This window comes from Enterobacter sp. LU1, assembly GCF_008271405.2.
Lineage (GTDB): Bacteria > Pseudomonadota > Gammaproteobacteria > Enterobacterales > Enterobacteriaceae > Enterobacter > Enterobacter hormaechei_C.
In genome coordinates, this window is the sequence record NZ_CP043438.2 from 4,614,130 (window position 1) to 4,636,526 (window position 22,397).

Annotated in this window: 21 protein-coding genes; 11 read left to right on the plus strand and 10 right to left on the minus strand. The window is 53.7% G+C overall.

Annotation, left to right across the window (positions count from 1 at the left end):
* Positions 1 to 57 precede the first annotated feature (57 nt).
* From glmS to phoU, 10 genes are all read left to right on the plus strand, one after another.
* Positions 58 to 1,887: a glutamine--fructose-6-phosphate transaminase (isomerizing) gene (gene glmS / locus FZF21_RS22025; RefSeq protein WP_047737219.1), complete on the plus strand. Its 1,830-nt coding sequence runs from the start codon at positions 58 to 60 to the stop codon at positions 1,885 to 1,887.
* A 331-nt stretch (positions 1,888 to 2,218) separates the two neighbouring features.
* Complete coding sequence (locus FZF21_RS22030; RefSeq protein ID WP_047737221.1) at positions 2,219 to 2,743, plus strand: fimbrial protein; 525 nt, start codon at positions 2,219 to 2,221, stop codon at positions 2,741 to 2,743.
* A 95-nt stretch (positions 2,744 to 2,838) separates the two neighbouring features.
* Positions 2,839 to 3,522 (plus strand): fimbrial chaperone, encoded by a 684-nt coding sequence (locus tag FZF21_RS22035; protein ID WP_015570146.1) that lies wholly within the window; start codon positions 2,839 to 2,841, stop codon positions 3,520 to 3,522.
* Between the two features lie 38 nt (positions 3,523 to 3,560).
* Entirely contained in the window at positions 3,561 to 6,038 is a 2,478-nt protein-coding gene (locus tag FZF21_RS22040; RefSeq protein WP_149121391.1) for a fimbria/pilus outer membrane usher protein, read from the plus strand.
* Between the two features lie 9 nt (positions 6,039 to 6,047).
* Positions 6,048 to 7,100, plus strand: coding sequence for a fimbrial protein (locus tag FZF21_RS22045; RefSeq protein WP_149121136.1), 1,053 nt, complete (start codon positions 6,048 to 6,050; stop codon positions 7,098 to 7,100).
* 246 nt (positions 7,101 to 7,346) lie between these two features.
* A complete protein-coding gene (gene pstS, locus FZF21_RS22050) occupies positions 7,347 to 8,387 on the plus strand; it encodes a phosphate ABC transporter substrate-binding protein PstS (protein WP_017383706.1) in 1,041 nt (346 codons plus the stop codon).
* A 128-nt stretch (positions 8,388 to 8,515) separates the two neighbouring features.
* The gene (gene pstC, locus FZF21_RS22055; protein WP_015570141.1) at positions 8,516 to 9,475 is read left to right on the plus strand and encodes a phosphate ABC transporter permease PstC; all 960 of its coding nucleotides are present in this window, start codon (positions 8,516 to 8,518) and stop codon (positions 9,473 to 9,475) included.
* A complete protein-coding gene (gene pstA / locus FZF21_RS22060; protein ID WP_003861156.1) occupies positions 9,475 to 10,365 on the plus strand; it encodes a phosphate ABC transporter permease PstA in 891 nt (296 codons plus the stop codon). The genes pstC and pstA overlap by 1 nt, the downstream gene beginning before the upstream one ends.
* Before the next feature lie 47 nt (positions 10,366 to 10,412).
* Positions 10,413 to 11,186, plus strand: a complete 774-nt coding sequence (gene pstB, locus FZF21_RS22065; protein WP_003861154.1) for a phosphate ABC transporter ATP-binding protein PstB — start codon at positions 10,413 to 10,415, stop codon at positions 11,184 to 11,186.
* 26 nt (positions 11,187 to 11,212) lie between these two features.
* Positions 11,213 to 11,938: a phosphate signaling complex protein PhoU gene (phoU, locus tag FZF21_RS22070; RefSeq protein WP_003861153.1), complete on the plus strand. Its 726-nt coding sequence runs from the start codon at positions 11,213 to 11,215 to the stop codon at positions 11,936 to 11,938.
* A gap of 44 nt (positions 11,939 to 11,982) precedes the next feature.
* Here phoU and yieH read toward each other — a convergent pair whose 3' ends face one another.
* Positions 11,983 to 12,648 carry a 6-phosphogluconate phosphatase gene (gene yieH / locus FZF21_RS22075; RefSeq protein ID WP_017383705.1) on the minus strand — a complete coding sequence of 222 codons (666 nt, stop codon included), beginning with the start codon at positions 12,646 to 12,648 and terminating at the stop codon, positions 11,983 to 11,985.
* Positions 12,649 to 12,813: 165 nt separating this feature from the next.
* Here yieH and adeP point away from each other — a divergent pair, with 165 nt between their 5' ends.
* A complete protein-coding gene (gene adeP, locus FZF21_RS22080; protein WP_017383704.1) occupies positions 12,814 to 14,151 on the plus strand; it encodes an adenine permease AdeP in 1,338 nt (445 codons plus the stop codon).
* 88 nt (positions 14,152 to 14,239) lie between these two features.
* On the opposite strand, the gene FZF21_RS22085 is transcribed toward adeP, so the two are convergent.
* The 9 genes from FZF21_RS22085 to rpmH form a co-directional block, all read right to left on the minus strand.
* Entirely contained in the window at positions 14,240 to 14,806 is a 567-nt protein-coding gene (locus FZF21_RS22085; protein ID WP_003861147.1) for an NADPH-dependent FMN reductase, read from the minus strand.
* A 36-nt stretch (positions 14,807 to 14,842) separates the two neighbouring features.
* On the minus strand, positions 14,843 to 15,589 hold the full coding sequence (locus FZF21_RS22090; protein WP_017694032.1) for a 4'-phosphopantetheinyl transferase: 747 nt from the start codon (positions 15,587 to 15,589) through the stop codon (positions 14,843 to 14,845).
* Positions 15,590 to 15,711: 122 nt separating this feature from the next.
* A complete protein-coding gene (gene yidZ / locus FZF21_RS22095) occupies positions 15,712 to 16,683 on the minus strand; it encodes an HTH-type transcriptional regulator YidZ (RefSeq protein ID WP_017383702.1) in 972 nt (323 codons plus the stop codon).
* On the minus strand, positions 16,652 to 17,827 hold the full coding sequence (locus FZF21_RS22100) for an MFS transporter (RefSeq protein WP_023302811.1): 1,176 nt from the start codon (positions 17,825 to 17,827) through the stop codon (positions 16,652 to 16,654). The genes yidZ and FZF21_RS22100 overlap by 32 nt, the downstream gene beginning before the upstream one ends.
* Positions 17,828 to 17,938: 111 nt before the next feature.
* Positions 17,939 to 19,303, minus strand: coding sequence for a tRNA uridine-5-carboxymethylaminomethyl(34) synthesis GTPase MnmE (mnmE, locus tag FZF21_RS22105; protein WP_015570136.1), 1,365 nt, complete (start codon positions 19,301 to 19,303; stop codon positions 17,939 to 17,941).
* 72 nt (positions 19,304 to 19,375) lie between these two features.
* On the minus strand, positions 19,376 to 21,019 hold the full coding sequence (yidC, locus tag FZF21_RS22110; protein ID WP_003861138.1) for a membrane protein insertase YidC: 1,644 nt from the start codon (positions 21,017 to 21,019) through the stop codon (positions 19,376 to 19,378).
* Between the two features lie 2 nt (positions 21,020 to 21,021).
* A complete protein-coding gene (gene yidD / locus FZF21_RS22115) occupies positions 21,022 to 21,279 on the minus strand; it encodes a membrane protein insertion efficiency factor YidD (protein WP_001307474.1) in 258 nt (85 codons plus the stop codon).
* A complete protein-coding gene (gene rnpA / locus FZF21_RS22120; protein WP_006808764.1) occupies positions 21,243 to 21,602 on the minus strand; it encodes a ribonuclease P protein component in 360 nt (119 codons plus the stop codon). Before rnpA ends, yidD begins: the two co-directional genes overlap by 37 nt.
* Positions 21,603 to 21,618: 16 nt before the next feature.
* Positions 21,619 to 21,759, minus strand: a complete 141-nt coding sequence (gene rpmH, locus FZF21_RS22125) for a 50S ribosomal protein L34 (protein ID WP_000831330.1) — start codon at positions 21,757 to 21,759, stop codon at positions 21,619 to 21,621.
* Positions 21,760 to 22,397 lie beyond the last annotated feature (638 nt).

Here is a 22,397-nt window from a genome sequence, read left to right on the forward strand (position 1 = left end):
GGCAAATACAGGTCAGCGACAACGCATGGCATAACGCCATAATCAGGAAATCTAACTATGTGTGGAATTGTTGGCGCAGTTGCGCAGCGTGATATTGCTGAAATCCTTCTCGAAGGTTTACGTCGTCTGGAATACCGTGGTTACGACTCAGCCGGTCTGGCTGTGGTCGATGCAGAAGGTCATATGACCCGTATGCGTCGTCTCGGTAAAGTGCAGATGCTGGCCCAGGCTGCGGAAGAACATCCGCTGCACGGTGGCACCGGTATTGCACATACCCGCTGGGCGACCCACGGTGAGCCATCTGAAGGCAACGCACACCCGCATGTGTCTGAACACATTGTGGTGGTGCATAACGGCATTATCGAAAACCACGAACCGCTGCGTGAAGAACTGAAAGCGCGCGGCTATACCTTCGTCTCTGAAACCGACACCGAAGTGATTGCTCACCTGGTGCACTGGGAGCTGGCAAAGGGCGGTACACTGCGTGATGCGGTGCTGCGCGCTATCCCTCAGCTGCGTGGTGCTTACGGTACGGTGATCATGGATTCCCGCGACCCGTCCACGCTGCTGGCCGCGCGTTCCGGTAGTCCGATGGTGATTGGTCTGGGTATGGGTGAAAACTTTATCGCTTCCGACCAGTTGGCGCTGCTGCCGGTTACCCGTCGCTTTATCTTCCTGGAAGAGGGAGACATTGCCGAGGTGACACGTCGCAGCGTGACCGTATTCGACACGAAAGGCGAGCAGGTTAAGCGTCAGGAGATCGAATCAAACCTGCAATACGACGCGGGCGACAAAGGTGCTTACCGTCACTACATGCAGAAAGAGATCTACGAACAGCCAAACGCCATCAAAAACACCCTTACCGGGCGCATCAGCCACGGCGAAGTGGATCTGAGCGAGCTGGGCGCCAATGCCAACGAACTGCTGGGCAAAGTCGAGCACATTCAGATCGTGGCCTGCGGTACCTCTTATAACTCCGGTATGGTCTCGCGCTACTGGTTTGAATCCCTGGCGGGCGTGCCGTGTGATGTGGAAATCGCGTCTGAGTTCCGCTACCGCAAATCTGCGGTGCGTCGTAACAGCCTGATGATCACCCTTTCTCAGTCTGGCGAAACGGCTGATACCCTGGCGGCGCTGCGTCTGTCTAAAGAGTTGGGTTACCTGGGCTCGCTGGCCATCTGTAACGTGCCGGGCTCTTCGCTGGTACGTGAATCCGATCTGGCGCTGATGACCAAAGCCGGTACTGAAATTGGCGTGGCTTCCACCAAGGCGTTTACCACTCAGTTAACCGTTCTGCTGATGCTGGTGGCGAAACTGGCGCGTCTGAAAGGTCTGGATGCCTCCGTTGAACACGACATTGTGCATGGCCTTCAGGCGCTGCCGAGCCGTATCGAGCAGATGCTGTCTCAGGACAAACGCATTGAGGCGCTGGCGGAAGATTTCTCTGACAAACATCACTCCCTGTTCCTGGGGCGTGGCGATCAGTATCCGATTGCGCTGGAAGGCGCACTGAAGCTGAAAGAGATCTCTTACATTCACGCTGAAGCTTACGCGGCAGGTGAACTGAAACATGGCCCGCTGGCGCTGATCGACGCGGATATGCCGGTTATCGTGGTGGCACCGAACAACGAACTGCTGGAAAAACTGAAATCTAACATCGAAGAAGTGCGCGCCCGTGGTGGTGTTCTGTACGTCTTTGCGGATAAAGATGCCGGTTTCGCCAGCAGCGACAACATGCACATCATCGAGATGCCGCATGTGGAAGAGGTGATTGCGCCGATCTTCTATACCGTTCCGCTGCAACTGCTGGCTTATCACGTCGCGCTGATCAAAGGCACCGACGTTGATCAGCCGCGAAATCTGGCGAAGTCTGTTACCGTAGAATAATATTATATATCACTTAGGAATAACCCCGTTAATTTATGATTACGGGGTTATTTTTATATCAAAACATAAATATTTTCTGAAAAATAAACTTTTCCACTTCTTATTAAATAAAAACTAATTACAGTGTGTCGACTTTTCAGTGTGATATAAAATTATATTAAGTAATAAAACGCTTATGTTTATTCTCTTATTCCATCAGTAATAATTAATACAATATTATTTCTCCTTGTTATTTTCATTTTTCAGTTTACTATTTCCTGGCCGGGATGGTTCGGCAATATTTGTTTTAATAATGAAACATGATTATTCATAACTTCAGGATAATGTCATAATGAATGGAAAACTTTTTAAAAGCGCATTAGTTTGCTCATCTTTGCTTTTAGGTTGGCAGGCGCACGCGGGGAACGGCAATGGTACTGTACACTTTACAGGCGAAATTATTGACAGCACCTGTGAGGTTACTGCGCCAACACAAACTCAAACCGTTGACCTTGGTAAAGTCAATAAATCCGCCTTTTCTGGTGCAGGCTCGACGGCTTCCGTACAGGCTTTCCAGATCGATCTTGAAAATTGCCCTGATACATATAAAAAAGCCACCGCTCGCTTTGATGGTACAGAAGATGGAGACGGTTACCTTAAACTGAACGCTGGTGGAGCTACAGGGGTTGCCGTTGCCATCTACAACCGTGCTGACAACACCTTGCTGAAGCTCTACAACCAGTCAGTCAGTGCAGATATCGACGCTGATGGCAAGGCGACACTGCCGTTCATGGCTCGCTATATTGCTACCTCCGCAGCCGTAACGCCTGGTGTGGCAAATGCGGATTCTGAATTTACTATCACTTACAGTAATTAACCTCTAGCTTTCCGAAATATAATCAGGCCTGGCAAGGCAGGTTTCTTTACGTCTAATGGACAGCGAAACCTCGCAGGCCTGTCACAGGATATGATATGCGCAGGCGTTTTATCGACATTTTTATTATTCTCTTTTTAGTCGTGTGTGCCTCTCCCTCCTGGGGTGGGATTATTATCGGTGGTACGCGGGTTATTTTCCCCAGCAATAAAACAGATACCACTATTTCTGTAATTAATAATGATACTTCCTTACCCTATCTGATTCAGGCATGGATTGATCCTTTTTTAGCCACAGAGAAAACGAAACCACCGTTTACCGTTATTCCTCCTGTTTCAAGGCTGGAGCCAAAACAGGAGCGCGTATTGCGCATTATTAAAACAAAAGGCGATTTACCCACCGAGCGGGAATCTGTCTTTTGGCTGAATGTTAAGAATATCCCTCCAACGCCGGACAAACAGAACAGCAAGCTGGAAATCGCGATTAAAACGCGCATTAAGTTATTCTGGCGCCCTGCCAGCATTACTGAAAAGCCTGAAACCGCCAGCCTAAAAGTCATCTGGCGCAAACAAGGCAATACCCTGGTGGTTAATAATCCTACGGCTATCCATATCAACGTTATTGATGTTGCTGTAGACGGCAAACCGCTGGATTTGGCGATGATTAAGCCCTTTGAGACGCTCAACATTCCCTTACCCGCTGGCGTCGCGAGTAAGACACTCACCTGGCATAGCATCAATGATTATGGCGCGATAAGCGACGTCATCAAATACCCCCTTTGACTCAGGCGAGATGGTTAACGTTGAAGCGCATCTATTTTATGTTATCCCTGGTGTCGCTGTGGGTCAGCGGCACGTATTCCGGGCACGCTGCTGGTGAAACCTTTAACTCACGATTGTTAGAACTTGAACATCCGGTCGACATTGATATCAGTCAGTTTAGCCGGCCTGATAATCTCCCTGAAGGGGATTATCAGGTTGATATTTATATCAACGAGCGCTTTTTTGAGCGCCGTGAAATCCATTTTTTTCGAACAAACAACGAGAGCGCACTCCAGCCCTGTTTCCGCGACTTAAAAAATACGCTGGCTACGTTTGGCATAAAAGTGGATGCCATAAAAGCACTGGCTACGATTAACACCAGCCGCTGCGAGCCCGTTCCACCGCTTACGGGAGCTACATGGGTTCTGGATGACGAAAAGCTCGCGTTACGGGTCTCTATCCCGCAGATTTATATGGATTCTTCAGCGCGTGACGCCATTCCGCCTTCACGCTGGGATCAGGGTATTAATGCCCTGATGGTGAATTATGATTTTTCAACCACCCAGACGTTGAAATCAGACTATGACAGTGACGATCTGTATTATCTGAACATGCGTAGCGGTATTAACCTTGGCAGCTGGCGACTTCGCAACTACAGCACCCTCAATGCGGTAAACAGCAACGGCAGTTATCATTCTGCGAGTACGTATTTACAACGTGATATTGCCAGCCTGCGAAGCCAGATAATGATGGGGGATACCTGGACGGCAAATGATCTATTCGATAGCAGCCAGGTGCGCGGCGTGCGCCTGTACACCGATAATGACATGCTGCCGGATAGTCTGAACGGCTTCGCACCCGTCGTCCGGGGCATTGCTAAAAGTAATGCCGTCGTCACCATTCGTCAGAATGGCTACATTATCTATCAATCTGCTGTTCCTCAGGGGCCGTTCGCCCTGACCGATCTCAACACTACCAGCAGTGGGGGCGATCTCGACGTCACGATCAAAGAAGAAGACGGTAGTGAGCAGCATTTTACGCAGCCTTATGCTTCCCTGGCGATATTGCGACGGGAAGGCCAGACGGACTTTGATATCAGCATTGGCGAACTGAACAACAGCGATCGCTATTCACCTGATTTATTGCAGGCTCAGCTTTTACGCGGCATGCAAGGGGGAATGACGCTGTATGGCGGCACACAGTTAGCTGAGAATTACACTGCCATAGCGGCTGGTATTGGTCAGGATCTCGGCGAAATCGGGGCGATATCGATGGATGTCACCCATGCGGCGTCTCGTTTTGTCGATGATACGGAGCAGGGGCAATCCTGGCGTTTTCTCTATTCCAAGACGTTCGATGTAAGTAATACCAGCCTGCGAATAGTAGGCTATCGCTATTCAACGGAAGGATTTTATACCCTGGATGAGTGGGCTTCCCGCAGGAGCGATAGCGAGACGTTCTGGCAAACGGGTAACCGCAGAAGCCGTCTGGAGGGAACGTGGACACAACCTTTTGCGCAGGGGTATGGAAATATTTACCTGACGCTGAGCCGTGAACAGTACTGGCGAACGGATAACGTTGAACGGCTGATCCAGATTGGTTACAGCAACAGCTGGAAACAGATGACGTGGAATGCGTCATGGAACTATACCGATACTGCGAATCATCACGATGGGGACTGGGAAAAGGATGGCGAAAACGAACACGTTTTCATGCTGTCACTCTCGCTTCCGCTCTCCCAGTGGTTACCGAACACCTACGCCAACTATAACGTTACTGGCAACAATAAAAACAGCGTCTCCCATCAGGTAGGCCTGAACGGAAGGCTGCTTCAGAACAACAACTTGAACTGGAACATACAGCAATCCGTTGATGAAAGTGGCGGCAGTACGGGGGGGAATGCGGGACTGGCATGGGACGCGGCTTATGGCTCCATGAAAGGTAACTATGCCTGGAGCAACGAAACCCGAAGTCTCAATTATGGCGTCAGCGGCGGCATTCTACTGCATTCAGAAGGTGTCACCTTCTCACAGGAAATGGGAGAAACCGTCGCGCTGGTGAAAGCTCCAGGAGCGGCGGGCCTGGCGGTGGAAAACAGCAGCGGTGTCGCGACGGACTGGCGCGGCTACACCGTAAAAACGCAGCTGTCACCCTATGATGAAAATCGTATCGCAATTGGCGACAGCGACTTTGCCTCTGGCAATATTGAACTGGAAAAAAGCGTCCAGAATCTGGTTCCCACCCGTGGAGCGGTAGTAAAAGCGGAATTCGTTACGCATATCGGCTACCGCATCCTTTTCAACGTTCATCTCAGCAATGGCAAACCTGCGCCTTTTGGGGCAACGGGATCGGCAACGCTGGACACCGGAAGCGTTACGGGCATTGTCGGAGAAGAGGGCGAACTCTATCTCTCAGGCCTGCCGGAAAAGGGGCAATTTACGTTGACGCTAAACGACGGCGCAACCTGTCGGGCGGAATACACGCTTCAACAACAGCCTGACGCTGGACTGGTGCAGATGCCCGTCACGTGTCGATAAAGGATTAAAATGAAACTGCAATACTGGCTTTTAGCCTTACTGACCTGCGTCTTTTATGCGCATGCAGCCCCAACCGGTTATTGTGTGCCAGACAATGGCAAATATCATAACTACCTCAATTTTACAGAGCAGTTTTCCATTACGGACAATATAGCCGGGACGACAACGCTTATTAATGTGAATAATAACAACACCTCGTTTAAAGGTACCTGCTACTGTCTGACCGGGCCGAATCAGAGTTACGATCACACCTACATAACCAGCGTCGTTAATCCGGCGCTGGTGCCTGCGGGAAGCAGGAACAATGTCGCCTATTTTAACCTGAATGAAAACGTTGATATCGGCCTGCTTGTTTACATACTTGGTGTCGGTTATACGGCCGTGCCTTTTGATCATCTGCCGAATAAAACCGGTACTCCCTATCAATGTCACAGCGGTGTAAGTTCCGCCACCACGTTTTATAGTGGCGGCTCGGGGCAGGTCTATTTGTACGTTAAAAAAGCCTTTACCGGGGTGATGACGATCCCGGCGACGCTGGTGGCGAATATCTATGCCACGATCGACCCGCGTACTGTTTCGAATGAGATTATTTCTGATGTGATTGTTCAGGGAACAGTGACGGTTCCTCAATCTTGTGAGATTGACGAGGGGCAGGCCATTGTTTTTGATTTCAATGAAATCCTGGCGTCAGAGTTTTCGTCGACGAAAGGGAAAGCGCTGACCGATCGCAAAATCACTCGTACCGTGAACATCAAATGCACCGATATGATGTTCTACGACAAGCTCGACGCAACCCTGCATGCCTCAGCCGTGGCTTCTGATAATTCGATGATTGCGACGGACAACGAAGACGTAGGAATTAAAGTCTACGATAAATATAATCGGGAAGTGAATACGAATGGCGGTGCCCTTGAAGCGGAAACGACTAAAATTCCCGACATCATGGGGGATACGCTGGGCACGCTGACATTTTCAAGCGCGCCTGCCAGCGCGACAGGAGCGAGGCCCAAACCAGGCCAGTTCAATGCAACGGCAACTCTGACGATTGAAATCGCTCATTAAAATGACAACGGCTGTTTATGACAGCCGTTGTCATATCAGCTACGCTAAAACTGATTCATTGCAAAAAAGATGACAAAAATATGACCATGCTGTGAATTAATGGCTTTATTTTTCATGTGGTTACATCCATCGCTGGCTTTGTCATAAAACTGTCATATTTCGTACATTTATCTGTCACCTGTTTGTCCTATTTTGCTCATCGTAGCCACTTAAACAATGATTTACGAAATCCTTGCAGGAGACATTATGAAAGTTATGCGTACCACTGTCGCAACTGTTGTCGCCGCGACCTTATCAATGAGCGCTTTCTCTGCCTTTGCAGCAGCAAGCCTGACTGGCGCTGGTGCAACCTTCCCTGCGCCGGTGTATGCCAAATGGGCGGATACCTACCAGAAAGAGACCGGTAACAAGGTCAACTATCAGGGTATCGGCTCCTCCGGTGGCGTAAAACAAATTACCGCGAATACCGTTGATTTCGGCGCATCCGACGCTCCGCTGTCTGATGAGAAACTGAATCAGGAAGGCCTGTTCCAGTTCCCGACCGTGATCGGCGGCGTTGTGCTGGCTGTTAACATCCCTGGCCTGAAATCAGGCGAGCTGGTGCTGGACGGCAAAACCCTGGGTGACATCTACCTGGGTAAAATCAAAAAATGGGATGACGAAGCCATCACTAAGCTGAACCCGGGCGTTAAGCTGCCTTCGCAGAATATCGCGGTGGTTCGTCGTGCTGACGGCTCTGGTACCTCTTTCGTGTTCACCAGCTACCTGGCGAAAGTGAACGAAGAGTGGAAATCTAAAGTCGGTTCCGGCTCTACCGTTAACTGGCCAACCGGTCTGGGCGGTAAAGGCAACGACGGTATCGCAGCCTTCGTACAGCGTCTGCCAGGCTCCATCGGTTACGTAGAATACGCTTACGCTAAGCAGAACAACCTGGCTTACACCAAACTGGTTTCTGCCGACGGCAAACCGGTTAGCCCGACCGAAGAGAACTTCGCCAACGCCGCGAAAGGCGCTGACTGGAGCAAATCCTTCGCGCAGGACCTGACCAACCAGAAAGGCGACGATGCATGGCCTATCACGTCTACCACCTTCATTCTGGTCCACAAAGAGCAGAAGAAGCCTGAGCAGGGTGCTGAAGTGCTGAAGTTCTTCGACTGGGCATATAAAAATGGCGGCAAACAGGCTAACGATCTGGATTACGCCAGCCTGCCAGACAGCGTGGTTGAGCAGATCCGTGCTGCATGGAAAACCAACGTGAAAGACAGCAGCGGTAAAGCGCTGTACTAACAGGATATATTTAACGAAGATGGCGGGTGGCGCTGCGCTTACCCGCCCTACGGTTTACTCTGTAGGCCCGGTAAGCGTCAGCGCCACCGGGCATATTCGTAAAAACGTCTCAAAAAGAAGAGTAATTTATGGCTGCAACCAAGCCTGCATTTAACCCTCCGGGTAAAAAAGGTGACATGATTTTCAGCGCGCTGGTGAAACTGGCTGCGCTGATTGTGCTATTGCTGCTGGGCGGCATTATCGTGTCCCTGATTTTCTCCTCCTGGCCGAGCATTCAAAAATTTGGTTTCGCCTTCCTGTGGACCAAAGAGTGGGATGCGCCGAACGATATTTACGGTGCGCTGGTGCCGATTTACGGCACGCTGGTGACCTCTTTTATCGCCCTGCTGATTGCGGTTCCGGTGAGCTTTGGTATTGCCCTGTTCCTGACGGAACTGGCGCCAGGCTGGCTGCGACGTCCGCTGGGTATCGCCATTGAACTGCTGGCGGCCATCCCAAGTATCGTTTACGGCATGTGGGGCCTGTTTATCTTCGCGCCGCTGTTTGCAACGTACTTCCAGGAGCCGGTCGGTAACGTTCTCTCTGCCATTCCGTTTGTGGGGGCGCTGTTCTCCGGCCCGGCATTCGGTATCGGCATTCTGGCGGCAGGTGTGATCCTCGCCATCATGATTATTCCGTACATTGCGGCGGTCATGCGTGATGTCTTCGAACAAACCCCGGTGATGATGAAAGAGTCTGCCTACGGCATCGGCTGCACCACCTGGGAAGTTATCTGGCGCATCGTCCTTCCGTTCACCAAAAACGGGGTGATTGGCGGCATTATGCTGGGCTTAGGCCGCGCGCTGGGTGAAACCATGGCGGTCACCTTTATCATCGGCAACACCTACCAGCTCGACAGCGCCTCGCTTTATATGCCGGGGAACAGTATTACCTCCGCGCTGGCGAACGAATTTGCCGAAGCGGAATCCGGGCTGCACGTCGCGGCGCTGATGGAACTGGGCCTGATCCTGTTTGTTATCACCTTTATTGTGCTGGCTATCTCCAAGCTGATGATTATGCGTCTGGCTAAAAACGAGGGGGCACGCTAATGGCGACTCTCGACATGCAAAACACCGCTCAGCTTGCGGAATCCCGTCGCAAAATGCAGTCAAAGCGCCGGATTAAAAACCGCATTGCGTTGACGCTTTCCATGGCGACGATGGCGTTCGGCCTGTTCTGGCTGATCTGGATCCTGATGTCCACCATCACCCGGGGTATTGATGGAATGTCCCTGGCGCTGTTCACCGAGATGACGCCGCCGCCGAACACGGCGGGTGGTGGTCTGGCAAACGCTCTGGCGGGCAGCGGCCTGTTGATCCTGTGGGCGACCGTTTTCGGTACGCCGTTGGGCATCATGGCGGGTATCTATCTGGCGGAATATGGCCGCAAGTCCTGGATCGCTGAAGTCATCCGCTTCATTAACGACATTCTGCTTTCTGCCCCGTCGATTGTCGTGGGTCTGTTTGTTTACACCATCGTGGTGGCGCAAATGGAACACTTCTCCGGCTGGGCGGGTGTGATTGCGCTGGCGCTGTTGCAGGTGCCTATCGTTATTCGTACCACTGAAAACATGCTGAAACTGGTGCCGGACAGCCTGCGTGAAGCGGCTTACGCGCTGGGTACGCCTAAATGGAAGATGATTTCGGCTATCACCCTGAAAGCGTCCGTCTCGGGGATCATGACCGGTATCCTGCTGGCTATCGCCCGTATCGCCGGTGAAACCGCACCGCTGCTGTTTACCGCCCTCTCCAATCAGTTCTGGAGCACGGACATGATGCAGCCGATCGCCAACCTGCCGGTGACGATCTTTAAATTTGCGATGAGCCCATTCGCGGAATGGCAGCAGCTGGCCTGGGCCGGGGTGCTGATCATCACCCTTTGCGTACTGTTGCTGAACATTCTGGCGCGCGTCATTTTCGCGAAGAAGAAACACGGTTAAATTTTTACGGCGCGGCACATCGCGGCGCCGAATGAGGAAATGAGTCAATGAGTATGGTTGATACTGCCCCGGGTAAGATTCAGGTTCGTGATTTGAACTTCTACTACGGCAAATTCCATGCCCTGAAGAATATCAACCTGGATATCGCAAAGAACCAGGTAACGGCATTCATCGGTCCGTCCGGCTGTGGCAAATCCACGCTGCTGCGCACCTTTAACAAAATGTATTCGCTCTATCCGGAGCAGCGCGCAGAAGGTGAAATTCTGCTGGACGGTGACAACATCCTGACCAATACCCAGGATATCGCCCTGCTGCGTGCGAAAGTGGGGATGGTGTTCCAGAAACCCACGCCGTTCCCGATGTCGATCTATGACAACATCGCCTTTGGTGTGCGTCTGTTTGAGAAGCTCTCCCGTGCGGATATGGACGAGCGCGTGCAGTGGGCATTGACCAAGGCCGCATTATGGAACGAAACCAAAGATAAACTTCACCAGAGCGGGTACTCTCTCTCCGGTGGTCAGCAGCAGCGTCTGTGCATTGCGCGCGGTATCGCCATTCGCCCGGAAGTCTTGCTGCTGGATGAGCCGTGCTCAGCCCTGGACCCGATCTCGACCGGGCGTATCGAAGAGCTGATCACCGAGCTGAAGCAGGATTACACCGTGGTGATCGTGACCCACAACATGCAGCAGGCTGCACGTTGTTCTGACCACACGGCGTTTATGTATCTGGGCGAGTTGATTGAGTTCAGCGATACGGACGCGCTGTTCACTCGTCCGGCGAAGAAACAAACCGAAGATTATATTACTGGCCGCTACGGTTGATTTGCCTTAGTGCATGTGGAGAAACCATGGACAACCTCAATCTTAATAAACACATTTCCGGCCAGTTTAACGCAGAACTGGAAAGCATTCGCACCCAGGTGATGACCATGGGCGGCATGGTCGAGCAGCAGCTTTCTGACGCGATCACGGCGATGCACAACCAGGACAGCGAGCTGGCTAAGCGCGTTATTGAAGGCGACCACAACGTCAATATGATGGAAGTCGCCATCGACGAAGCCTGCGTGCGCATCATTGCGAAGCGTCAGCCGACGGCGAGCGACCTGCGTCTGGTGATGGCGATCATCAAAACCATCGCCGAGCTGGAGCGTATCGGTGACGTGGCGGATAAAATCTGCCGTACCGCGCTGGAGAAATTCTCCCAGCAGCACCAGCCGCTGCTGGTGAGCCTGGAGTCTCTCGGTCGCCACACCGTGCAGATGCTGCACGACGTGCTGGACGCTTTCGCGCGCATGGATCTGGACGAAGCGGTCCGTATCTACCGTGAAGACAAGAAAGTTGACCAGGAATACGAAGGCATTGTGCGTCAGCTGATGACCTACATGATGGAAGATTCACGTACCATTCCAAGCGTACTGACCGCGCTGTTCTGCGCGCGCTCCATCGAGCGTATCGGTGACCGTTGCCAGAACATTTGTGAATACATTTTCTATTTCGTGAAGGGGCAGGATTTCCGACACGTGGGCGGCGACGAGCTGGACAAGCTGCTGGCGGGTAAAGATCCGAAAGAGTGATATGTGTGGCGGGTGGCGCTAACGCTTACCCGCCCTACGTTAATTCAACGCGTAATATCCCACCCGCGCGCCTTCCACAACGCTGGCAGTTGCGCCAGATCGGTAAAGGTTGTCACTTTTGGATGGTCGATCGGCTTGTTGTGCGGATCGGCGCAGAAGTAAAACACCTCCATCCCCGCATCAATCCCTGACTGCGCGCCGGCAGATGAGTCATCCACCAGAATGCAGTTCTCCACGTTGACGTTCATCGCCTTCGCCGCGTGGAACATCAGCGCCGGATCGGGCTTCCAGCGCTGGATATCGTAGCCGCTGAACAGTTTTTCCGGGAAGTGGTGCAACATCTCCAGCTTGCCGAGCGAGTGCTGCATTTTGCTGACCGGGCCGTTAGAGACTACGCAGATCGGCACCGTCATCGCATCCAGCAGCGCGTTAGCGCCGGCGATAACTTCCAGCTCGGCGTCGAAGAGGCGTGCGACCTCGGCGCGGTACACCGGTTCCAGATCCGCTTTCACCAGATCCACCCCGTGCTCTTCGTTAATGATGTCGATGATCTCGTACAGCTTCACGCCCTTAAAGCGTTTAAACACCTCTTCGAGATCGAGCGTAATACCAAATTCCTGGAACATGGCGACATACGCGCGGGAACAAATGACCTCACTGTCGACCAGCGTACCGTCACAGTCGAAAAATACCGCTTCAATTCCGGACATGCCTTTCCCTTTTAACAAGTTTAACGTTTTCGTACGGCAGTTCACCGGGACGCAATCGTTGCCGTATAAGCAAAATCAATGAAAAAAGTATCCCGTAACCGCCACTATTGTCGCATTTTGGTATAGGATAGCGACGAATTTTCCCTCCTTGTTCGGAAATTGATGATGAGTCAACAACACACTACCCAGACGTCTGGTCAGGGGCTGCTTGAGCGCGTGTTCAAACTGCGCGAGCACGGCACAACGGCACGCACCGAAGTGATCGCCGGTTTTACTACCTTCCTGACGATGGTCTATATCGTTTTCGTTAACCCGCAAATTCTGGGCGTGGCTGGCATGGACACCAGCGCCGTCTTTGTAACCACCTGTCTGATCGCGGCCCTTGGCAGCATCCTGATGGGCGTTTTCGCTAATCTGCCCGTGGCGCTGGCCCCGGCAATGGGTCTGAATGCGTTCTTTGCGTTCGTGGTGGTTCAGGCGATGGGCCTGCCGTGGCAGGTTGGGATGGGCGCTATTTTCTGGGGCGCGGTCGGCCTGCTGCTGCTGACCATCTTCCGCGTGCGCTACTGGATGATTGCGAACATTCCCGTGAGCCTGCGCGTGGGCATCACCAGCGGTATCGGTCTGTTCATCGGCATGATGGGGCTGAAAAACGCTGGCGTTATCGTGGCGAACCCGGAAACGCTGGTGAGCATTGGTAACCTGACCTCTCACAGCGTGCTGCTGGGCGTGCTGGGCTTCTTTATCATCGCGATCCTGGCATCGCGCAACATCCATGCTGCGGTGCTGGTCTCTATCATTGTGACCACACTGCTGGGCTGGATGCTGGGTGACGTGCATTACAACGGTATTGTCTCTGCGCCACCGAGCGTCTCTACCGTGATTGGCCACGTTGATCTGGCGGGCTCGCTGAACCTGGGACTGGCCGGGGTGATTTTCTCCTTCATGCTGGTCAACCTGTTTGACTCCTCCGGTACGCTGATTGGCGTGACCGACAAAGCGGGTCTGGCAGATGAAAAAGGCAAATTCCCGCGCATGAAGCAGGCGCTGTATGTGGATAGCATCTCTTCCGTTGCTGGCTCTTTCATCGGTACCTCGTCTGTTACCGCTTACATTGAATCCTCTTCCGGTGTGTCCGTGGGTGGTCGTACCGGCCTGACGGCGGTAGTTGTGGGTCTGCTATTCCTGCTGGTGATCTTCCTCTCTCCGCTGGCGGGGATGGTGCCACCATACGCGGCAGCCGGCGCGCTGATCTACGTCGGCGTGCTGATGACCTCAAGCCTGGCGCGCGTGAAGTGGGAAGATCTGACGGAAGCCGTTCCGGCATTTATTACCGCGGTGATGATGCCGTTCAGCTTCTCGATCACCGAAGGTATCGCGCTGGGCTTTATCTCTTACTGCGTGATGAAGATCGGTACCGGCCGCTTCCGCGAACTTAGCCCGTGCGTGATTATTGTGGCGCTGCTGTTTGTGCTGAAGATTGTGTTTATTGATGCACACTAAGATGCTGGTGGTGTCAGGTGGCGCTTCGCTTACCTGACCTACTGACGAGTGTAGGCCCGGTAAGCGCTAGCGCCACCGGGCTTTTTTATCAGGCCTTCACCCGCTTAATATAATCCCCAAACGCGGTCAGCTGGCCAGAGAGATGGTCACGCGTACTCTGATCCACCACTTCACCCGTCTGCGGGTCGACCTTGTTCTGAATCACGCCGCCCATAAATTCCGGCTTGTTCATCACCATCGCATCCAGGAACACCAGGATCTGACGCAGGTGATACTGGCAGCGCGCGCCGCCGATGGCGCCCATTGAGCTGGTCTGGATCAGCACAGGTTTACCAGACAGCGGCTGCTCCGGTAAACGGGACAGCCAGTCAATGGCGTTCTTCAGACCACCCGGCACCGAGTAGTTATATTCAGGCGTCACAATCACCACGCCGTCAGCCTGACGGATTTGCTCGGCTATCGCTTCCACACTCTGCGGGAACCCTTCTTCCTGCTGAACGTCAGCATCATAAAGCGGGATGTCGCCAATGGACGGCAGGGCACTGATCTCCATTCCCGCAGGCGCCAGCTGCGGCAGCGTACGGGCAACCATCCCGTTAAAAGAACCTTTGCGCAGGCTTCCCAGTAACGTAACAACTTTCAACGTATCAGACATGATTACTCCTGTTTCATCATGATGATCCTGGACGGATCAGCTATGGGTGTATGCTTTTTCTGCCGGTAAACTGGTTAATCGCATCAGGCGCGCGGCGGGCTCGTTGGCGCGCTCAGGTACATCCGGAAGACTACGCCAACCGCGAGTGCTGTCAAACTCCCAGATTTTCAGCCGTTCGATGGCGGGGGTCACCGCAACGGACCAGATCAGTACGTCCTCAGCGTCGCAGAGCGCCTCTACCAGCGAGGCTTTTGTCGCGCGCAGGCGTCCGGAGCCGGGGAGCAGCTGCAACAGGCTGGCGTCGTCTGACGCCGCGCCGCTCAGTTTGCGGATGCTCTGGCGAAGGGTAATGAGCTGCGCTCTGGCTTCAACGGGGTCGTTCTGGTTACGTATCCACAGCTTTTCATTGCTGGAGAGCGGGTATTCATCGAGCGCGTTAGCACCATGGAAGCTGCGCGTGACGCGTTGTAGCTCCATATCCAGGCCGCAATCACCTTCCGTCGTCAGCGCGACGCCAACAATGTTGCCGGTGTACGCAATGGAAAAATGGGGGAGTGCCGGGTCCGCAAAAACCGGGCGACCTTCTGGCTGGGTGAGTATGTCCGGTAATTCGCTGGTGCCGTAGAGCATAAAAAGCAGTTCTGCGAGGAGCGCTCGGGAAGCTAAAAACCGCGTCCTGCGGTGTTCAGGTAGTTTGAGCGCCTCACTGTGACAGGCTGAAGAAAGTCTGGCCGATACGAGATGCCCTTCCGTTAATGTTCCTCGTGCAAAGTGCGTAGCCATTTTTCGCTCCTTGATAATGGTCGTAGTCGGTTAAACGGTTACATGATTATCGCTTAACTCAGCTTCTGTTTTAATCAGTAAATGGAAATAAGAGAAGCCTGAGCACCGAACTTTACATTATCTTAGGCAAAAACCTGACCTGGTGCGGTATACAGCGCTTTGATCGTCTCGCGCAGCCAGAGGATTTTCGGATTATGGCTGTTCCGTTTATGCCAGATCAGCGTGAAGGGGACGGTGAGCTTTTCTGCCTGCGCCTCATCGATGGGAATGGGCAGACAGACCAGATTACGCTGGTGGAGTTGATTGTAGTGATGGCAGTAGTGCGGCGCAGTGGCAATGTAGTTGTGATCCGGCTGAGCCGCCATAAACATCGACTGTTCAAAACCGGGCAAACTCATGGCGATGTTACGCTCCCGACCCATCTCTCTTAGCACCTCGTCGAGCGCCCAGGTGTCGCTGCGTTCCCAGAAGATGCTGATATGCGGGTAGCGCAGAAACGTCTCCAGATCCCACGCTTCCTGGAGCGCGGGATGATCCTCGCGCAAATACACGCACGGACGGTCACTGAACAGGATTTCGTAGTCGATAAACCACGGCATCAGCTTTAGCAGTTCGCGCGAGCGAGGGTGCGTTTCACGCCCGGTGAAGCCCAGATCCACTTCTCCGCGCGTAATGGCGTCCAGCGAATCGTAATCCCATTGGCGCAGCTTCACCGTCGCCTGTGGGTAGCGTTCATTCACCTGCTCCAGCAGGGTATTAAAGCGGATCAGCATCAGCGGTGTTTCGGCGGCGAGCACAAACTTAAGCCCGCCAGGAGAGCTATGGTGGAATTTATCGAGGATCTGGTTGCCAATCTGCATCCAGTCGGCCAAATCCTGTTCCAGACTCACCGTCAGCGGCGTGGGCAATAGCCCTAAAGGCGTTTTCACAAACAGCGGATCGTCGAACCAGTCGCGCAACTTCGCCAGCGATTTACTCACCGCGGACGGCGTCACGTTCATCCGCTTCGCGGCTTTGGTGACGCTGCGCTCCTGCAACAAAAGTTGCAGGCAAAGTAAAAGATTAAGATCGAGACTGCTGATGGGCTTCTTCATAGTGCGCCGCGGGCTGGATGACCATAAGTAAGGTAATGCAGAGTATGCTACAGCCAATCAGAACCCCGATCAGCATATTCAGCGCGTTAAGGCCGATCACCGCCGCCAGCCAAATCCACAGTGACGAACCGCAGACCTGCGCAATGCCCAGCACCGAGCTTGCCACGCCTGCCCGCAATGAAAACGGGCCAAGTGCCTGACTCATTGCCACACCAAAGCCGACGGAGAATCCGGCGCAGATCAGAGTAATGCCCACCAGCATTACAGCGTGTGAGGTGGCGGTCGCCAGGATCACGCCTGCGGCGAGGAACAGCGTCTGTGAGGTGAGCATCAGCGTGCGCTGGCGGAAGATGTTGAGCGCAAAGGGCGTGGAGAATGAAACCGCCATGCTCACCATCGCGGTTAGCGCCATCACCGTCGAATACTCACCGCGATCGAAGCCCATCGTCTCCATCAGTAACACCGGGGAAACGTTTACATAGGTGAGGATCACCGCCACGCTAAGCGTGGTGATTGCCAGCCGACTCAGGAAAAAGCGATTCATCAGCTTTTCAGCCGGATGGAGGGTTGCGGTGTGATATGGCTGTTGCGAACCGGGATGGGTCTCTTTCAGCACCGTCACGGACAGGATAAAGACGATGGCGCCCATTGCGGCCATGGTCCAGAAAAGGCTCTGCCACGGAAATTTAAGCATAATCAGGTAGCCTACAACCGGTGCCAGCACCGGGATGATGCAGGTAATGCCGTTCAGCATCGACAGCACTTTAGCGCGGCGCTGGGCGCTTAAGGTATCGCGAAGAATAGCAAACGCCACCACGTAACAGCCACCCGCGCCAATGCCCTGGATAAAACGGCCTGACAGGAACATTGTGCTTTCCTGAGCTACTGAAGACAGTACTGATGCCAGCGCAAAGATAACTGCACCCGTAATGGCGACGGGCTGACGGCCTGCTTTATCCGCGATTTTCCCGGCAAATACCATCGACGACGCCATTCCCGCGAGGTAGGCCGAAAACGCGATGTGCAGTTGCGCCTCGCTGGCGCCCAGATCGCGGGCAATATGCGGTAGCCCCACCAGATACATATCAATGCCGGACGGATACAGCAGAACCAGCGCAAAACTACAGAACAGAAAACGAGCCATAAATCCCCCATAGATGCAGGCAAGCAGGATAGGGGGCGTGGAGGGATTAAGCGAGTTGCCATTTGGACAATGGTGATTTCCCTGGAGGAAATCACCCTGTATTAACGGGAATTACTTACCAATGCAGAAGCTCGAGAAAATCCGACCCAGCAGATCGTCCGACGTAAACTCCCCGGTGATCTCACTCAGGTTCTGCTGCGCCAGACGCAGCTCTTCCGCCAGCAGTTCACCGGCCCACGCGCCGATCAGCTGGGCTTTACCCTGCTCAAGGTGGCGAGCCGCCTCTTCCAGCGCCTGCAAGTGACGACGACGTGCCAGGAAGCCGCCCTCCATACTGGTGTCGAAGCCCATGCTCTGTTTGAGATGGCTACGCAGGGCTTCCACGCCTTCACCGGTACGGGCCGACAGGCGAATAAGTGAGTGACCATTCACATCGCTGATGCCCAGCGTTTCGCCGGTAACGTCGGCCTTGTTGCGCACCACGGTGATCGGCAGTTTAGCCGGGAGACGGGCGATAAAGTCTGGCCAGATTTCAGCCGGGTCAACGGCGTCGGTTGTCGTGCCGTCCACCATAAACAGCACGCGGTCGGCCTGCTCGATCTCCTGCCAGGCGCGTTCGATACCGATACGCTCGACTTCATCGCTCGCATCGCGCAGGCCAGCGGTGTCGATGATGTGCAGCGGCATGCCGTCGATATGGATATGCTCGCGCAGGACATCGCGGGTGGTGCCGGCTATGTCGGTCACGATCGCCGCTTCACGGCCCGCCAGGGCGTTCAGCAGGCTCGATTTTCCGGCATTGGGGCGACCAGCAATCACCACCTTCATTCCTTCACGTAGCAGGCTGCCCTGGCGCGCTTCGGCGCGAACGGCATCGAGATCGTTCATCACCTGGTTGAGCTGAGCTTCAATTTTACCGTCTGATAGGAAGTCGATCTCCTCGTCCGGGAAGTCTATAGCCGCTTCGACATAGATTCGCAGGTGAGTAAGTGCTTCCACAAGGTGATTCACGCGTGCGGAAAATGCCCCCTGCAACGAGTTCAGCGCGGAGCGGGCTGCCTGTTCGGAACTGGCGTCGATCAGGTCGGCAATCGCCTCGGCCTGCGCCAGGTCGAGCTTATCGTTGAGGAAAGCACGCTCGGAGAACTCACCCGGCTTTGCAATGCGCAGGCCAGGCAGGGTCAGAATACGTTTTAACAGCAGGTCGAGGATCACCGGGCCGCCGTGACCCTGAAGCTCCAGCACATCTTCGCCGGTAAAGGAGTTTGGGCCGGGGAACCACAGCGCGATGCCCTGGTCCAGCGGTGTGCCGTCGGCATCCTTAAACGGCAGATAATCAGCGTAGCGCGGCTTTGGCAGTTTACCCAGCACCGCTTCGGCCACCTCACGCGCCTTCAGGCCGGAGATGCGCAGAATGCCTACACCACCGCGTCCCGGTGGGGTTGCCTGGGCGACGATAGTGTCGTTATGGCTCATGGTTGCTCTCGTTCAATACAAATAAAAAAGGCGGTCAATCGACCGCCCTTATTTTAGCGTTAAGTTACCGAATCAGGACTTTTTCTTTTCGCGGCTATGCAGGCCACGTTTTTCCAGACCACGGTAAATCAGCTGCTGCTGGATGATGGTCACCAGGTTGCTGACGATATAGTACAGCACCAGACCTGACGGGAACCACAGGAAGAACACGGTGAAGATGACCGGCATAAAGGTCATGATCTTCTGCTGCATCGGGTCGGTCACGGTGGTCGGAGACATCTTCTGAATGAAGAACATCGTCACGCCCATCAGGATCGGCAGGATGTAGTACGGGTCCTGTGCGGACAGGTCATGGATCCACAGAGCGAACGGCGCGTGGCGCAGCTCAACGGAACCCATCAGCATGTAGTACAGCGCAAGGAAGATTGGCATCTGAATCAGCAGCGGGAAGCAGCCACCCAGCGGGTTCACTTTCTCTGCTTTATACAGGGCCATCATCTCCTGGCTCTGACGCTGTTTGTCATCGCCCAGACGCTCACGCATAGCCTGAATCTTCGGCTGTAGCATACGCATCTTCGCCATGGAGGTGTACTGCGCTTTAGTCAGCGGGTACATGATGCCACGAACGATAAAGGTGATAACGATGATGGAGAAGCCCCAGTTACCCAGGAAGCTGTGGATGAACTTCAGCAGCTTAAACAGCGGCTGAGAGATGAACCACAACCAACCGTAATCGACGGTCAGATCCAGGTGCGGCGCAACGGCAGCCATTTTGTCCTGGATTTCCGGGCCGACCCACAGGGTGCTTGCCAGTTTCCCGGTTTGACCCGGCTGCACCAGAACCGGCTGAGATTTGTAGCCGATGGCTGCAATACCGTTGCCGAGGTTCGCGGTGTAGAAGTTGTTCGTACCGTCGTTATTCGGTACCCACGCCGTCGCGAAATACTGTTGCAGCATTGCGACCCAACCGCCTTTAGAGCTGACGTTCAGGTTTTCGTTATCGGCAATGGTGTCGAATTTGTATTTCTCGTACTTGGTATCTGGCGTGGAGTAAGCCGCGCCACGGAAGGTATGCAGCGCAAAGTTGCTGCTTCCGGTGTCACGGTGAGACGGCAGATTGATGGACTGCTTCAGCTGACCAAAGGTAGAGATTTCCAGCGGTTTCGCACCGGCGTTCTGTACGCTGTAGCCCACGTTCACCGCATACTCACCGCGTTTCAGGGTGAAGGTTTTGGTGAAGGTGTTGCCTGCCGCGTCGGTGTAGGTCATCGGGATAACCAGTTCGTTCTGACCATCAGCCAGCACAAACGTGTCATTCTCGACGTTATACAGTGGACGCGCACCGTTAGCCGGGTTATCCGGGCCATCACGACCGGTCAGGCCGCTCTGCGCCTGGTAGATAAATTCAGGCGTGGTTTCCAGTAACTGGAACGGTTCGGTAGACTTCAGCTCTTTCGGGTAGGTCAACAGCAGCGCCTGCTCAACATCACCACCACGGGTGTTGATAGTCAGCTCAAGCACATCGGTCTTAACCGTAATCTGTTTCCCCTGGCCACTGGCCGGTACGCCCTGGTCGGCGGCGCTACCCGCTGCGGTGGTCGTGGTCTGCGTGGTCTGCTGCTGGGGTTGAGGATTTTTATCCTGCTCCCATGCCTGCCAGATCATGAAAGACACGAACAACAAAGCGATGATAAGAAGATTGCGTTGCGAATCCATCGTTAGTGTTCTCTGGTATCAAAAGGTCCTGGAGGGACGGGGTCGTCTCCACCTGGGTGTAAAGGGTGGCATTTTAATACGCGTTTCACCGTCAACCAACTGCCTTTTATCACTCCAAACCTGCGCAATGCCTCAATTCCGTAGCTTGAGCATGTTGGCGTGAAACGGCAGTGTGGCCCGAGTAGCGGACTAATCAGGCGTTGATAGACCCGAATGAGGGCTATCAGGACCCGCGAGCCAGGCGACAGTGGCGGCGCCATAATTTTTCCAACGCTTCCGAGAGAGCACGGTTATCGAGGTCGGCAACCCCTTTTTTAGCCACCACCACGAAATCCATTGAAGGCAGTTCGTGCTGACGTAAACGGAAGCTTTCACGCGTCAGACGTTTAATCCGGTTGCGTTCATGCGCACGCTTAACGTTTTTCTTGGCGACTGTGAGACCGATGCGGGGATGCCCCAGCGAATTTTGGCGGCCGAGGATGGTGATTTGCGGCGTGCCAGCCCGTAATGGCTGCTGGAAGACGAAAGTGAAATGAGTGGGAGTTAACAAACGTAACTCCCTGGGAAATGCGAGCTTAACCACTCAGGGGTTAGCTTTATTACTTGGAAACGGTCAGACGAGCGCGGCCTTTAGCACGACGACGTGCCAGAACCTGACGACCATTTTTAGTAGCCATACGAGCACGGAAGCCGTGAGAACGGTTGCGCTTCAGTACAGACGGTTGAAAAGTGCGTTTCATGGCGATTTCTACCTAAACTTGAAAAAATTCATGACTTTTGCGGATGCCCGACCGAGTTTCGAATGACGGACGCCGAAGCCGTGGGTGATTAAAGAGGCCGGATTGTAATAATTGTACACTCCGGAGTCAATTCTCTTTCCTTAAATCCCTGTGTATTTCCGCACGTTTTCGCGTGGAAAATGAGCAGCGGACGACGCAGGAAGATGAGCATCACGCGCCGGGTCGAGGATTATACGGGCTCAACGATAAAGCGCAAGGATCGTCCCGGATCTTCGTTAGATCATTTAAGCCAAAAATTGTCTGTGCTCATTAAATTTTCCAATATGCGGCCTAAATCGCGAGGCACTCGCGTCAGGATCGTTTACACTTACCCGATTCCGGATCTTCCTGTGGATAAATCGGGAAGAATCTGTGAGAAACAGAAGATCTCTGGCTCAGTTTAGGCTATGATCCGCGGTCCCGATCGGGATCCAGCGATCCTGGTCGGGCATAGACACAACATCGTTCAGGTTGTATCAACGATAGCGTGTATAACCGCAGATAGCGGTTCGCACATCACCCTGATGGGGTCATGTCGATGTGCGCCAACAATCATGAATATTCAATAGTTTTCTTTTATTGTTCGAGTGGAGTCCGCC